The organism is Pectobacterium quasiaquaticum (genome assembly GCF_014946775.2).
Classification (GTDB): Bacteria; Pseudomonadota; Gammaproteobacteria; order Enterobacterales; family Enterobacteriaceae; genus Pectobacterium; species Pectobacterium aquaticum.
This window is the reverse complement of the sequence record NZ_CP065177.1, coordinates 3,597,848-3,610,658: the sequence shown is the minus strand read 5'-3', so window position 1 is coordinate 3,610,658 and position 12,811 is coordinate 3,597,848. Positions and strand designations below refer to the sequence as shown.

At 52.9% G+C, this 12,811-nt stretch carries 15 protein-coding genes and 1 CRISPR repeat array (1 of these 16 only partly in view); of the genes, 4 read left to right on the top strand and 11 right to left on the bottom strand.

What is annotated here, in order from left to right; genetic code table 11:
* Positions 1-103: a CRISPR direct-repeat array (repeat unit 28 nt; unit sequence GTTCACTGCCGCACAGGCAGCTTAGAAA) (it extends 646 nt beyond the left edge of the window).
* Between the two features lie 29 nt (positions 104-132).
* The 4 genes from IG609_RS16555 to IG609_RS16540 form a co-directional block, all read right to left on the bottom strand.
* Complete coding sequence (locus IG609_RS16555) at positions 133-630, bottom strand: M48 metallopeptidase family protein (RefSeq protein WP_193398317.1); 498 nt, start codon at positions 628-630, stop codon at positions 133-135.
* Between the two features lie 83 nt (positions 631-713).
* On the bottom strand, positions 714-1,907 hold the full coding sequence (locus tag IG609_RS16550; protein WP_193398318.1) for an amino acid aminotransferase: 1,194 nt from the start codon (positions 1,905-1,907) through the stop codon (positions 714-716).
* Between the two features lie 63 nt (positions 1,908-1,970).
* Positions 1,971-2,585 (bottom strand): YitT family protein, encoded by a 615-nt coding sequence (locus IG609_RS16545; RefSeq protein WP_010279239.1) that lies wholly within the window; start codon positions 2,583-2,585, stop codon positions 1,971-1,973.
* Between the two features lie 250 nt (positions 2,586-2,835).
* Positions 2,836-3,315, bottom strand: coding sequence for an Lrp/AsnC family transcriptional regulator (locus IG609_RS16540; protein ID WP_193398319.1), 480 nt, complete (start codon positions 3,313-3,315; stop codon positions 2,836-2,838).
* A 613-nt stretch (positions 3,316-3,928) separates the two neighbouring features.
* On the opposite strand from IG609_RS16540, the gene vapB reads away from it, so the two are divergent.
* Positions 3,929-4,156, top strand: a complete 228-nt coding sequence (gene vapB, locus IG609_RS16535) for a type II toxin-antitoxin system VapB family antitoxin (protein ID WP_039278475.1) — start codon at positions 3,929-3,931, stop codon at positions 4,154-4,156.
* A gap of 11 nt (positions 4,157-4,167) precedes the next feature.
* Positions 4,168-4,569, top strand: a complete 402-nt coding sequence (locus IG609_RS16530; RefSeq protein WP_219606029.1) for a type II toxin-antitoxin system VapC family toxin — start codon at positions 4,168-4,170, stop codon at positions 4,567-4,569.
* Positions 4,570-4,708: 139 nt separating this feature from the next.
* Here IG609_RS16530 and IG609_RS16525 read toward each other — a convergent pair whose 3' ends face one another.
* The 3 genes from IG609_RS16525 to dnaB are packed head-to-tail and all read right to left on the bottom strand — an operon-like array spanning position 4,709 to position 7,870.
* Positions 4,709-5,347 (bottom strand): hypothetical protein, encoded by a 639-nt coding sequence (locus IG609_RS16525; protein WP_193398320.1) that lies wholly within the window; start codon positions 5,345-5,347, stop codon positions 4,709-4,711.
* On the bottom strand, positions 5,340-6,422 hold the full coding sequence (alr, locus tag IG609_RS16520; protein WP_193398321.1) for an alanine racemase: 1,083 nt from the start codon (positions 6,420-6,422) through the stop codon (positions 5,340-5,342). Before alr ends, IG609_RS16525 begins: the two co-directional genes overlap by 8 nt.
* Positions 6,423-6,463: 41 nt before the next feature.
* Positions 6,464-7,870, bottom strand: coding sequence for a replicative DNA helicase (dnaB, locus tag IG609_RS16515; RefSeq protein WP_039490832.1), 1,407 nt, complete (start codon positions 7,868-7,870; stop codon positions 6,464-6,466).
* A 127-nt stretch (positions 7,871-7,997) separates the two neighbouring features.
* On the opposite strand from dnaB, the gene IG609_RS16510 reads away from it, so the two are divergent.
* Both IG609_RS16510 and IG609_RS16505 read left to right on the top strand, forming a co-directional pair.
* Positions 7,998-8,981: a quinone oxidoreductase gene (locus IG609_RS16510; RefSeq protein WP_193398322.1), complete on the top strand. Its 984-nt coding sequence runs from the start codon at positions 7,998-8,000 to the stop codon at positions 8,979-8,981.
* A 42-nt stretch (positions 8,982-9,023) separates the two neighbouring features.
* Positions 9,024-9,188, top strand: a complete 165-nt coding sequence (locus IG609_RS16505) for a hypothetical protein (protein WP_193398323.1) — start codon at positions 9,024-9,026, stop codon at positions 9,186-9,188.
* A 183-nt stretch (positions 9,189-9,371) separates the two neighbouring features.
* Here the strand turns inward: IG609_RS16505 and pspG are convergent, their stop codons facing one another.
* The 4 genes from pspG to IG609_RS16485 form a co-directional block, all read right to left on the bottom strand.
* Entirely contained in the window at positions 9,372-9,644 is a 273-nt protein-coding gene (gene pspG, locus IG609_RS16500) for an envelope stress response protein PspG (protein WP_010279209.1), read from the bottom strand.
* 165 nt (positions 9,645-9,809) lie between these two features.
* Positions 9,810-10,832, bottom strand: a complete 1,023-nt coding sequence (gene dusA / locus IG609_RS16495) for a tRNA dihydrouridine(20/20a) synthase DusA (RefSeq protein ID WP_193398324.1) — start codon at positions 10,830-10,832, stop codon at positions 9,810-9,812.
* 348 nt (positions 10,833-11,180) lie between these two features.
* The gene (locus IG609_RS16490) at positions 11,181-11,837 is read right to left on the bottom strand and encodes a DsbA family protein (RefSeq protein WP_193398325.1); all 657 of its coding nucleotides are present in this window, start codon (positions 11,835-11,837) and stop codon (positions 11,181-11,183) included.
* Positions 11,825-12,706 carry an MBL fold metallo-hydrolase gene (locus IG609_RS16485; RefSeq protein WP_193398326.1) on the bottom strand — a complete coding sequence of 294 codons (882 nt, stop codon included), beginning with the start codon at positions 12,704-12,706 and terminating at the stop codon, positions 11,825-11,827. Before IG609_RS16485 ends, IG609_RS16490 begins: the two co-directional genes overlap by 13 nt.
* Positions 12,707-12,811: the final 105 nt, after the last annotated feature.

Sequence of the window (12,811 nt, the reverse complement as noted above, 5' to 3'; positions counted from 1 at the left end):
CTGACCTACGGCTGAGTTCACTGCCGCACAGGCAGCTTAGAAATGAACCAGTTAGAGCAGGAGAACGGCCCGCTAGTTCACTGCCGTATAGGCAGCTTAGAAAAGCGTGAATCATTACCGCGTCAATAGATCCTAACCCGCATTTATTTCTCGCCAGTTCAGCCAGATTCGCATATCAAATTCCAACTGGTGATAATCAGGATCCATATGGCAGCAGAGTTGGTAGAAGGCCTTGTTGTGATCTTTTTCTTTGAGGTGAGCGAGTTCGTGTATCACGATCATCCGCAGGAAATCTTCTGGCCCGTCACGGAACAGCATCGCTATTCTGATTTCGTTATTGGACTTTAATTTTCCGCCCTGCACACGCGCCACAAACGTATTGGTTCCTAGTGTCCCTTTTATCGGGTTTTGTTTATTGTCGTAAAGCACCTTTGATATCGCCGGGGCGTTTTTCAAATAGCGCTGTTTCAGCTCGGCGACAAACTGATAGAGCGACTTATCACTCTGGATCGGATGACGGTCAGGGTATTTTTTTTCCAGCCAGAGGCCGAGTTTGCCTTGATCGAGGAGCGTTTGTACTTGGGCAACAATCGCTGGGGGATAGCCGTTCAGGTAGCGTAGTTGGGTCATGGGATTTTTATCACAGAAGCCACTGAGTTAAGCGAGTTCACAACGGTGAGTCGGTTAACTCAGTGGCTTTATTATTTTACGATTTACTGAATCGCGGCGAAAGCCGCAGCAACGAGCTGGACGTTGCTGTGGTTCAGCCCCGCCATACACATACGGCCGCTGGCGATCAGGTACACGCCGAATTCTTCACGCAGACGATCAACCTGTTCCGGGCTGAATCCGGTGTAGCTGAACATACCGCGCTGGGTGAGCAGGTAGTCGAAGTTACGGTTCGGCAGTGCGTTTTTCAGTGCCGAAACCAGTTCCTGACGCATGCTCAGAATGCGGGTGCGCATCTCTTCGACTTCCGCTTTCCAGTCGGCATTCAACTGCGCGTCGTTCAGGACTTTAGAAACCACCTGTGCGCCGAAATTCGGTGGGGAAGAGTAGTTGCGGCGAACGGTGGCTTTTAACTGGCCCAGCACGCGCTGTGCGCTGTCAGCATCGTCACACACTACAGAAAGGCCACCAACGCGCTCGCTATACAGTGAGAAAATCTTGGAGAACGAGTTGGCGATCAGTGCCGGAACGCCCGCGCTGGCAACGGCGCGAATCGCATAGGCATCCTGCTCAATCCCGAGGCCAAAGCCCTGATAGGCGATGTCCATAAACGGAATCAGCTCACGCTGGATGATGATCTCAATGACGCGATCCCACTGTTCGGTGGTGAGGTCAGAACCGGTCGGGTTGTGGCAGCACGGGTGCAGCAGCACGATGCTGCGTGCTGGCAACGCTTGCAGGGTGGCGAGCATGGCGTCAAATTTCACGCCCAGACTTTCGCCATCGAAATACGGATAAGTGTGAACGTTAAAGCCCGCCCCCTCAAAAATCGCAATATGGTTTTCCCATGTTGGATCGCTGACCCACACTTCTGAATTCGGGAAGTAGCGTTTCAGGAAATCTGCACCTACTTTCAGCGCACCGGAACCGCCCAACGTCTGGATGGTGGCGATGCGACCCGCTTCCAGCGCCGCGTGGTTTGCACCAAACAGCAGTTGTTGGATCGCGGTACGGTAAGGCTGTAGCCCTTCCATCGGCAAATAAGAGCTCGCGCTCTGCGCTGGCTGTTTCAGGCTGCTTTCTGCCGCACTGACGGAGCGCAACTGCGGGATAATATTCTGCTCGTTGTAGTAGAGCCCGATACTCAAATTGATCTTATCCGCTCTTGGATCCTGTTTGAATTTTTCCATCAGAGACAGGATAGGATCTCCGGCATAGGTATCAACGTTTTGAAACACAGTGTAGCTCTCCTGAATGTGTCATTTTTATGGGTACCGCAACCCCGACGATGGTGGGGACAATCAGGCCGCGTAACGGCCGGGGCGATGGTTCATCGCGATAATCAGGTTCAGAATGGTTGCCCCCAGAATCGAAGCAATCAACATCGGTATGCTTACCACGAACAGGGAAGTCAGCACAATCACAACGTCAACGCCCATCTGGAGTTTTCCCGCCCGCAGGCCGTATTTGTCCTGAAGATACAGCGCTAGGATGTTCATGCCGCCGAGGCTGGCCTTATGGCGGAACAGCACCACGAAGCCAATTCCAGTGATGATATTGCCAAACAGCGTGGCGTAGAACGGATTGAGCTGATCGAAATGAACGAACATCGGGTGCAGGTCGGAAAACAGCGAAACCAGCCCGACGGCGCAGAACGTTTTCACCGTGAATTCCCACCCCATGCGGCGCAAGGCCAGATAGTAGAAGGGCAGGTTCAGCAGGAAAAACGCGACGCCAAAGGAGACGTTTGTCAGATAGTGGATAAGAAAAGCGATACCTGCGGTGCCGCCGGTGAGGGCACCGGCCTGACGCAGCAGAATGACGCCAAACGATACCATCAGCGTGCCGATCAGTATCGCCAGAATATCTTCCAGCAGCGTGTGTGATAGTTTTTGTGTGGGAATAACGTTATCCATGGTGAGCACTCAACAGACTGTCGTAAAAACATGTGCTTACCAAAGCAAGAATCACACCAAATAGTGCTACTTAGCGGCTGGCATCAGCATAATCTCGCCTGCGATAAGAGCAACATATTGAATTATATGAATGAAAATAATGCGCGATTCATGCGTTTTTTATCATTTATTTGTCTATTTTGTGCGTTTATTTGGATATTATTGCGTGAGATATTCATTTTCTGCACCAAATAGAGGCGATTGCCCCAATTTAGGGCAACGCAGGCCGTTCTGGTATCACCAAACCGTTCTCTTTGAGGCGGTTCAATACTACTGAGGTTTTCAGGTGCGCGACGCTCTTGTTCTGCGACAGAATTTGGCTAATCAGCGTGCTGAGTCCGGGCAGATCGGCCACGGCGACTTTTAACAGGTAATCGGCATCACCCGTGGTTTTATAGGCGTCGATGATGGCATCCACTTCCCCCAGCATCTGGTGAAAGCGCTCAACGTATTCGCTGGTGTGATTGATGAGTCGCACCTCAATTAACCCCAGACATTCCAGCCCGACGGCGTTCGGCGACAGGCGGGCATGATAGCCGAGAATCAGCTGTGCCTGCTCTAGCGCGATGCGACGGCGGGAACACTGCGAGGCGGAAAGCCCAACCAGATCGCTCAGTTCCTGATTGGTCAGGCGGCCGTTCGTCTGTAGCAGCGTCAGGATTTTCAGATCGAAGTCATCAATGTGGTACATCGCGTTTCCTAAACAGTATCAGGCAGTCGGCCAAACAGACTACCAGCTTTTTAGGCCGCGTTGCCTATGAGTTTTTTATTCCTGATTTTCGGCGCGTTTAATTTTCTTAGCTGCCTATACGGCAGTGAACTGAGATTAATTTATTCTCGCCGTTCGATGGAGTTTCTAAGCTGCCTATACGGCAGTGAACATTTATGACGAAGGCTCTATCACGTACCAGCATTTCTAAGCTGCCTATACGGCAGTGAACGTTGAAGACCCAACTGCTAGCGCTAAACCGTGTTTCTAAGCTGCCTATACGGCAGTGAACGTTCATATTTTACGGTAGTTGCCTAATTTTAAAAGGAAATAAACCATTTTCCCCGAAAAAACCTTTTTTATCAGAGCTGATAATCTAAATTTAAAATCAATAAGTTACGACGATGCGTAAAAAAGGGTCATGAACGTATGGCAAAGATTTTATTTATCGACAATAGGCCTATGTCAGGTATCTGCATATGCTATGGATATACAACCGAGTGATTAATATCTATACTTAGCCTATGTTTTAGCCAGCAATAATAAACGGTAAGTCTCTGGCTGAATTTATGTATTTATTAAGGAGGAGGTGCTCATGCGTATTGTTTCGGTATTTAAAAACGGTAACAACCGTGCCATTCGCTTGCCGCGTGATATGGACTTTGAAGGGGTCAACGAACTGGAGATTGTGCGTGAGGGAGATACCATCATGCTGCGTCCTGTTAAACCCAATTGGCATTCGTTTTTGCAAGAAGATCGCGCTGACGCCGACTTTATGACAGAACGTCAGGATGTGGTCGAGGAGGGGAGATTCAAACTGTGAGTCGCTTGTTCATGCTGGATACCAATATCTGTTCCTTCATTATGCGGGAACACCCTGCGGAGGTGATTGAAAAGTTGCAGCAATGCACGCTGCGGCGTGATCGTATTGTGGTCTCTGCCATCACTTACGCTGAAATGCGTTTCGGGGCGGTTGGTAAAAAAGCCTCGCCACGCCATATGCAACTGGTCGATGCTTTTTGCCGTCGGCTCGATGCGGTATTACCTTGGGATAGCGCCGCAGTAGATGCCACCACGAAAATCAAAATCGAGCTAGCCGCCGCTGGCACGCCTATTGGTCCAAACGATACGGCCATCGCGGGCCATGCCATCAGCGCTAAGGCCATATTAGTCACCAATAATCTGAGAGAATTTGAGCGAGTACCGGGGCTGACGTTGGAAGATTGGGTTAAATAATCGGTCAGGCTGACAGGATGATGTTTGGCGAAGTGAATGTCCTGATATTTGTTAAGCTGCCTATACGGCAGTGAACCTTGATGTTGTCGATAAGGTTAAAACGTGGTGTTTCTTAGCTGCCTGTGCGGCGGTAAATCCATCACTCAACAATAATCCGCTCGTCATTGTCTCCCAGACATACCGTTAACTGCTGACCGCTGGGGCTAAAAGCGCAGTAGGGGAGAGGTTCACGCAGGTAGAAATGCAGCGGGAGCGCGAAATAAAGCGCGATCAGCAGCAATGCAGCGACCGCTTTCGCATAGCTTGGACGTTGAGCGACTGGGTTGCGCCGCGCGTGTCGATATTTCATGACGCCGATGGCGGCCATGCCTGCGCCCACCAGCATGGAAACATACAGTTCGCCGGGCATCGGGGAAAGTATCAGCTCTTCGCTTTCATACGCCTGCCAATATTGAATGCGCCACAGTGCGCCGATACCGATTTGCACCAGCCCCGCGAGTATCCAGGCAACACGCCATCCTGAAAGCCGAAAGAGCGCCAGAAAGCAGAATCCCGACGCGGCGCAAGACCAATAGATGAGGTCGAACATCGCGCTAAACATGCCGCCAAACAGCGTGCCGCCGACATCCGTCGGTTTCAGAGTATAGAAATTGACGAGGGCAAACAGCGTCAGGATCGCGGAGACGGCAAGCCAGCTTGCCGTAGAGTAGATAACCCGTTTTAAGGTCGGCAAGCCATGAGCCTGCCGATAAAAGCTAGCCAGTCCGTTTTTACTCACCGTCGACGTATTCCAACGCAGTGCGCTGGGTTAAGCGCGTAATCAGTTCGTAGGCGCTGGCACCCGTATGCGCGGCAATGCGTTCAACCGGTAGCGTTGGCCCCCAAAGAATGACCTCATCGCCAACCTTGTCCTGCGCATCCGGCCCTAAATCCACCGTAATCATATCCATTGATACGCGGCCGGAAAGCGGCACTTCGCGCCCGTTGATGAGCACGGGGGTTCCTGCTGGCGCGCAGCGTGGATAGCCATCGCCGTAGCCGACGGCCACCACGCCCAGACGGGTATTGCGCGGGCTGGTCCAGGTGCCGCCGTAACCCACCGCTTCGCCCGCGTGGTGTTCGCGAACGGCAATCAGGTGAGACGTAAAGGTCATTGCGGGCTGGAAGCCGAAATGCGCGGCGTCTTCGTTATCCAGCGGCGACACGCCATAGAGAATGATGCCGGGACGAACGCGATCGCGGTGCGACTGCGGCCACAGCAGAATACCGCCGGAGGCCGCGATGGACTGCGCGCCGGGTTTACCCTGTGTAAAAGCATCGAAGCAGGCCAGTTGGCGTTCGGTGGTGCCGGCTTCGGGCTCATCGGCGCGAGAAAAGTGGCTCATGATATTGACCGGCTGAACCACATTGCGGCATTCGGTCAGGCGCTGCCAAAACGCATCGGCGTGTTCCGGCAGAACGCCAAGGCGGTGCATGCCGCTATCGAGCTTCATCCACACGGGGATCGGCTGTGGCAGCGTGGCCTGTTCCAGTGCGGCAAGCTGTTCGGGGCTGTGAACGGCGGTTTCTAGCTGGTGCTCGACCAGAAGCGGAAGGTCGTCGGCGGAGAAAAAGCCTTCCAGCAGGACAATAGGCTTGGTGATGCCTGCGGCACGCAGCGCCAGCGCTTCGGAGAGCCGCGCGACGCCATAGCAATCAGCGTCGGAAAAGGTATGGGCAGCGTCGATCATGCCGTGGCCGTAGGCGTTGGCTTTCACGATGGCAACGACCTGACTGCCAGGTGCTAGCTGGCGGATACGTTGCAGGTTGTGGCGCAAAGCACGCCGGTTAATGACGGCCGTTGCCGTTTTCATTCTTGTTCCTTAGTGCAGTGTTGTCATTGCTGAGCGCTGCGTTATTCATCGTCATATTGTGGGCCGGCATAGTTATCAAAGCGCGACCACTGCCCGTTAAAGGTCAAACGAACGGAACCAATCGGGCCGTTACGCTGTTTCCCCAGAATGATTTCAGCGATGCCTTTCAGGTCGCTGTTTTCGTGATAAACCTCATCACGATAGATAAACATAATCAGGTCGGCATCCTGCTCGATGGAGCCGGATTCACGCAGATCCGAGTTAACCGGGCGCTTATCGGCGCGCTGTTCCAGACTACGGTTAAGCTGCGACAGGGCGACGACGGGAACCTGCAATTCTTTTGCCAAGGCTTTGAGCGAGCGGGAAATTTCTGCAATTTCCAGCGTACGGTTGTCGGATAATGACGGCACGCGCATTAATTGCAGGTAGTCGATCATGATCAGGCTCAGGCCATTATGTTCACGGAACACGCGGCGGGCGCGGGATCGCACGTCGGTCGGCGTCAGGCCGGAGGAGTCATCGATGTACATGTTGCGTTTTTCCAGCAGAATCCCCATGGTGCTGGAAATGCGCGCCCAGTCCTCGTCATCCAACTGGCCGGTACGGATTCGCGTCTGATCCACGCGAGACAGAGACGCGAGCATACGCATCATGATCTGCTCGCCGGGCATCTCCAGACTGAAGATTAGGACGGGCTTTTCCTGTGTCATCGCGGCATGTTCGCACAGGTTCATCGCAAAGGTAGTTTTCCCCATTGATGGACGGGCTGCCACGATGATCAGGTCGGATTTCTGCAAGCCAGCGGTTTTTTTGTTGAGGTCCTGATAGCCCGTGTCCACCCCCGTCACACCATCATGTGGTTTCTGGTAAAGCTGCTCGATACGGGAAACGGTATCTTCCAGAATGCGGTCGATACTTTTCGGGCCTTCATCTTTGCTGGCGCGGTTTTCGGCGATCTGGAAGACACGAGATTCCGCCAGATCGAGTAGATCCTCACTGCTGCGGCCCTGTGGATCGTAGCCGGCATCGGCGATCTCATTGGCAACGGAGATCATTTCACGCACCACGGCGCGCTCGCGCACGATATCGGCGTAGGCACCGATGTTAGCGGCGCTCGGCGTGTTCTTTGCCAATTCAGCCAGATAGGCGAAGCCACCAGCGGATTCCAGTGAGCCTTGCAGTTCGAGCGATTCGGACAGCGTGATCAGGTCGATCGGCTTACTCATTTCCAGCAGCCGATGCATTTCGGTGAAGATCAGACGGTGAGCACGGTTATAGAAATCGTTAGCAACAACACGCTCGGCGACATTATCCCAGCGTTCATTGTCGAGCATCAGGCCACCCAATACCGATTGCTCCGCTTCCAGCGAATGTGGCGGAAGTTTCAGACCTTCCATCTGGCGGTCGCGAGGTGCATTCGATTTATTGGTGGGTCTTTTCTCTGCCATAAAACGGGTTCTTTACCGGTTGATTTGCCATTGGATTAGGGTGCATTGTATATGCCGCACGTCCGAAATAACACAATCCATATCCATAATAGAGCAATGATGAAGCTGTCACGATTAAGGAAATAACATGGCAAAACGCGTTCAGTTCCGAGCTTATGGTGGCCCAGAGGTTCTGCAATATGTGGATTTCACACCTGCCGACCCCGCAGCGGGAGAGATTCAGGTTGAGAACCGCGCCATCGGCATTAATTTTATTGATACCTATATTCGCAGTGGTCTGTATCCGGTACCTGGCTTACCTTCCGGTCTGGGAACCGAAGCGGCAGGCGTCGTGACGAAAGTTGGGGCAGGGGTTAGCGAGCTGAAAGTCGGCGATCGCGTGGTGTATGCGCAGTCTGGGCTGGGCGCGTATAGCGACGTGCACAACGTGGTGGCGGAAAAAGTGGCGCTGCTGCCGGATGCCATCAGCTTTGAGCAGGCGGCAGCCTCTTTCCTGAAAGGATTGACGGTTTACTATTTGCTGCGCCAGACGTATGAAATCAAGCCAAATGAAGTCTTCCTGTTCCATGCCGCTGCGGGTGGCGTTGGGCTTATCGCCTGCCAGTGGGCAAAGGCGCTGGGGGCGAAGCTGATCGGGACGGTGGGTTCCGATGAGAAGGCGGAGCGGGCAAAACAGGCAGGTGCCTGGGCGACCATTAATTACCGTACCGAGAATATTGCACAGCGTGTCGCAGAACTGACCGAGGGGCAGAAGGTGAACGTCGTGTATGACTCGGTTGGGAAAGATACTTGGGAAGCCTCGCTCGATAGCCTGCGCCGTCGCGGACTGATGGTTAGCTTCGGCAATGCGTCTGGGCCGGTTACTGGCATCAATCTGGGGATTTTGAACCAGAAAGGCTCGCTGTACGTCACGCGTCCGTCGCTGTTTGGTTATGTGACGAACCGCGCCGAACTCGAACAGGCCAGCAATGCACTCTTTTCACTGATCGCGAGTGGAGCAATTACGGTAGATGTGCCGCAGAACCAGAAATTCGCGCTGTCGGATGCGCAAGCGGCGCATCGGGCGCTGGAAAGCCGCAGTACACAGGGTTCATGTCTGCTGATTCCCTAATATTTGTTTCTGAAAAGCAAAGGGCTTCCTGTTAGGAAGCCCTTGCCGTTCGCCAATTTCATCAAACTGTATGTAGGGTACAGCGTGGTGATCGTCACGAAAGTGCCGCTGTGCGGCTATTATTTCCCTGACGATGATGAAATTGTGTGGCTTTCTGCCACAGTGCTTGCTTACCCGTGTAAACGACATTGGGGTATCAAACAGTAGCGCCATCCTAGCAGCCACATCTGGGAAAAAATATCTGCTGGCGCACACTTTTGTACTAAAACAGGTCATATTAAAATAATCCGTATTAAAACAAGCCGTAGTAAAACAAGTTGATGTTAAACACGGCGTTGCCCGTCATTTTTGTGCTCAACTCATTTTCGTGTAACCCAGATTTTTCTGGCATTACCACTCATTTCCGTTGCGCTGGCGATAGGTGTATTTGCGATAGGTATAGCGGTGCGAGTTGTAGACAGGTCGACCGCTAAATTTGCGCCACAGCCACACCGCTGCGACGGCTAAAATCAGCCACGGCAGCACCTTTATCGCGATGCTAAACAGCCCACCAATCAACATAAAAAGGGACGCCACAAACAGTGCCGCAATCACGCCCAGCAGTGACACGCCCGTCAACATCAGCATGATAAAAAAGCCAATAACGAAGAAAATTTCCAACATGGTGTGCTCCTGTAGCGGTTAAACCGCAGAGAAAAGTTCTGCGTGCCACATAAGCTATAACAAGAATCATGCCAAGATGCGCCGCTGGTAAGTGATTGATTTACCAGCGGCACAGGGAAGAGAAATGAAAGAGTGTTGGTGAAAAAGACTAACTGTTAGTGTTTTTTAAACCAGATTAACCAGCGCCAGCGCACGCTCTACCACCGCAGCGTCAGCACCGGGTTTGTGGGCGTTTTCACTCAAATAGCGTCGCCACTGACGCGCGCCGGGGATGCCCTGAAACATGCCGAGCATGTGACGCGTGATGTGGCCTAATGACGCGCCGCCAGAGAGTTCGCGCTCGATATAGGGATACATGGCTCGTACCACGCCAGCCAGATCCGGCGTGGCGGTGTCGATACCAAATAGCTCACGGTCAACCTGCGCCAGAATACCGGGATTCTGGTAAGCCTCACGGCCCATCATCACGCCGTCCAGATGCTGTAAATGCGTTGTGGCTTCTTCCAGCGTTTTGACGCCGCCGTTGATAGCGATAGTGAGCGCAGGGAAATCGCGCTTGAGCTGGTAAACGCGCGGATAATCCAGCGGTGGAATCTCCCGATTCTCTTTCGGACTCAGGCCCGATAGCCAGGCTTTGCGCGCGTGGACGATAAAAGTATCGCACTCGCCGCGTTCGGCGACGGTTTGAATAAAATCGCACAGGAATTCATAGCTGTCTTGATCGTCAATGCCGATGCGGGTTTTCACCGTAATCGGGATTGAGGTACTGTCTTTCATCGCCTTGATGCAGTCCGCCACCAGTGCCGCTTCGCCCATCAAGCAGGCACCGAAACGGCCATTCTGTACACGGTCAGACGGGCAGCCAACGTTCAGGTTAACTTCATCATAGCCGCGCTGTTCTGCCAGTTTGGCACACTGCGCCAGCGCTTGCGGATCGCTACCGCCGAGCTGTAGCGCCAGCGGGTGTTCTTCTTCGCTGTAGGCCAGATAGTCGCCTTTGCCGTGAAGAATCGCGCCTGTCGTCACCATTTCGGTATACAGCAGTGTCTGGCTGCTCAACTGGCGAAGAAAATAACGGCAATGGCGATCGGTCCAGTCCAACATCGGCGCGATGGAGAAGCGGTTAAGGCGAGAAGCGCGAGAGTCGGTGGATACCGTGTGGGGTGTACCTGATTTTACGTCGGTCATGGTTTGTCAGTTATCGTTTCGTGTGTCTGGCGGTGTGGTCTGAGGTTATCTTTTCTGGTGCCGACTATAGCACAGGGAGCGGGTTGTGACTGATAGCTATCTTACTCTGCATCAGGGAACAGACGTCCCGCATACGCGATAACCTGAGATCAAGAAGTATGAATCACGACGTTAGTTACGTATTACGAGGGTTGGAGCCGGCTGTGTCCTGTGTTCGAACACGCGACTTTACGTCGGTACTGAGCAGGGGGAAGAGCTCAAAGATCAAATCAGATTCAGGCGTCATCGGGAACGAAAAAAAGGAGCAGGCCATTGGCGTGCTCCCTTAATGAAGGTTGATGCGGATGCTTATGCCGTCGCGTCGTTGACCCTCTGTGTCAGCACCTTGCGCCATGCGTCTACCTGACCGAGGTAGTTTGCCGCCGGGATTTGCTGGAAATTCCCGTTAGCGTCTTCCAGCGCAAACGTGGGGAAGCCTTGTCCACGTACTTTTGCCAGTAATTCCCGGCTAGCGCTGATGTGTTTTGACAGCGTTTCTGCCTGAATAATGGTGAACTCGGTGCTGAACGTCTCACCATCCAGACCGATCGCTTCTGCACATTGACGTAGCACGGCGGCGTCGACGATTTTTAGTCCAGAAACATAGTGCGCACGCTCGATTTCGTGCAGCATCAGCATGCCTTTATCATCCATCGCTTCCGCAGCGAGTACGGCAGCTGTTGGCGGCGCGGAATCCAGTACGACGCTGGTGTCACGCAGTAGCCCTTCGTAATACGCTTCCCCGAAGGTTTGCCCGGTCATTTGCGCAATGCGGCGATCGTGGGGGATCACGTAATCGTGCCACTCTGGGGTGATAGTACGGCTATTGCTGCCCGTCATCATACCGCCGCCGTGGAGGATCAGATCCAGCCCGTCAATCTCCTGCGCTGCCAGTGCGAGTGGGGCGGCGCCGTAGCACCAACCACACAACGGATCGTAAATGTAATGCAGTCTTACTGTGGCCACTTCATTTCACCTTTCAGGACTTTGGCACTCAGTTCAAGACCCGATTCTTCTTTCAGCGTCGGGTAGTGTTTTTTCATTGCTGCGATCAGTTCGGCAGAATCTTTGCTTTTTGCCAGCTCTTTTTCCACCGTATCCAGATATTGCAGCGTAAACGTCACGTTTTTCAAGGTGTAATCCGTTGGCGCGATAAAGTGACCCGGCACGACGGTGGTTGGCTTCAGCGCTTCAATGGATTTCAGCGTGTCACGCCAGTGAACGCGAGATTCTGGCGTTTGGGTATCGGCAAGCCAGACGTGGATGTTGGCAGACACCGGAATACCGCCGACCACAGCTTTCAGCGAAGGGATCCAGACGTACGTGCGATCCGGCGTTGGTCCTTTCAGTCCTTTCACTTCCAGCTTTTTGCCATCAATGGTAAAGCTATCGCCTGCCAGCGATTGAGGAACCACGATCTCTTTCGGCGCGTTTTCTTTCAGAATTGGGCCCCAGTGTGCCACTTTGCCGTCTTTGCTGGCGTTGATCGCATCGATGGTGGCTTGGGTCGCAATAATTTTAGCGTCTGGGAACGCGGCTTTAATCACGTCCAGACCGAAATAGTAGTCAGGGTCAGAATGGCTGATATAGACGGTAGTCAGTTTTTTTCCGGTGGCTTTGATGCGATCAACCAGCGTTTGAGCATCGTTACGCTGGAACTGCGCATCGATCAACGCGACTTCTTTATCGCCGCTGATAATTTCAGAAGAAACTGGGAACATACTGGCTTCACCTGGATTAAACACGTCGATGTTTAACTCGGCGGCGTTAGCCGCAGAAGCCAGACTCATTGATGCCGCGAGTAAAGAGACAGTAAAAACGATAGATTTAGACATGGTGATACTCCACAGGTAGGACAGAAAGTGGGTTTATGTTATGTTGCATTAATCGTACGAAAAACCGCAAAACGGGCAATTGTTTGTTGCATAAAACGGACTAAT

Bases quoted from the DNA above. Each gene is read 5' to 3' on its own strand.
- IG609_RS16555 (WP_193398317.1), bottom strand. From the start codon at position 630: ATGACCCAACTACGCTACCTGAACGGCTATCCCCCAGCGATTGTTGCC.
- IG609_RS16545 (WP_010279239.1), bottom strand. From the start codon at position 2,585: ATGGATAACGTTATTCCCACACAAAAACTATCACACACGCTGCTGGAA.
- IG609_RS16540 (WP_193398319.1), bottom strand. From the start codon at position 3,315: ATGTACCACATTGATGACTTCGATCTGAAAATCCTGACGCTGCTACAG.
- vapB (WP_039278475.1), top strand. From the start codon at position 3,929: ATGCGTATTGTTTCGGTATTTAAAAACGGTAACAACCGTGCCATTCGC.
- IG609_RS16530 (WP_219606029.1), top strand. From the start codon at position 4,168: ATGCTGGATACCAATATCTGTTCCTTCATTATGCGGGAACACCCTGCG.
- alr (WP_193398321.1), bottom strand. From the start codon at position 6,422: ATGAAAACGGCAACGGCCGTCATTAACCGGCGTGCTTTGCGCCACAAC.
- dnaB (WP_039490832.1), bottom strand. From the start codon at position 7,870: ATGGCAGAGAAAAGACCCACCAATAAATCGAATGCACCTCGCGACCGC.
- IG609_RS16510 (WP_193398322.1), top strand. From the start codon at position 7,998: ATGGCAAAACGCGTTCAGTTCCGAGCTTATGGTGGCCCAGAGGTTCTG.
- pspG (WP_010279209.1), bottom strand. From the start codon at position 9,644: ATGTTGGAAATTTTCTTCGTTATTGGCTTTTTTATCATGCTGATGTTG.
- dusA (WP_193398324.1), bottom strand. From the start codon at position 10,832: ATGACCGACGTAAAATCAGGTACACCCCACACGGTATCCACCGACTCT.
- IG609_RS16485 (WP_193398326.1), bottom strand. From the start codon at position 12,706: ATGTCTAAATCTATCGTTTTTACTGTCTCTTTACTCGCGGCATCAATG.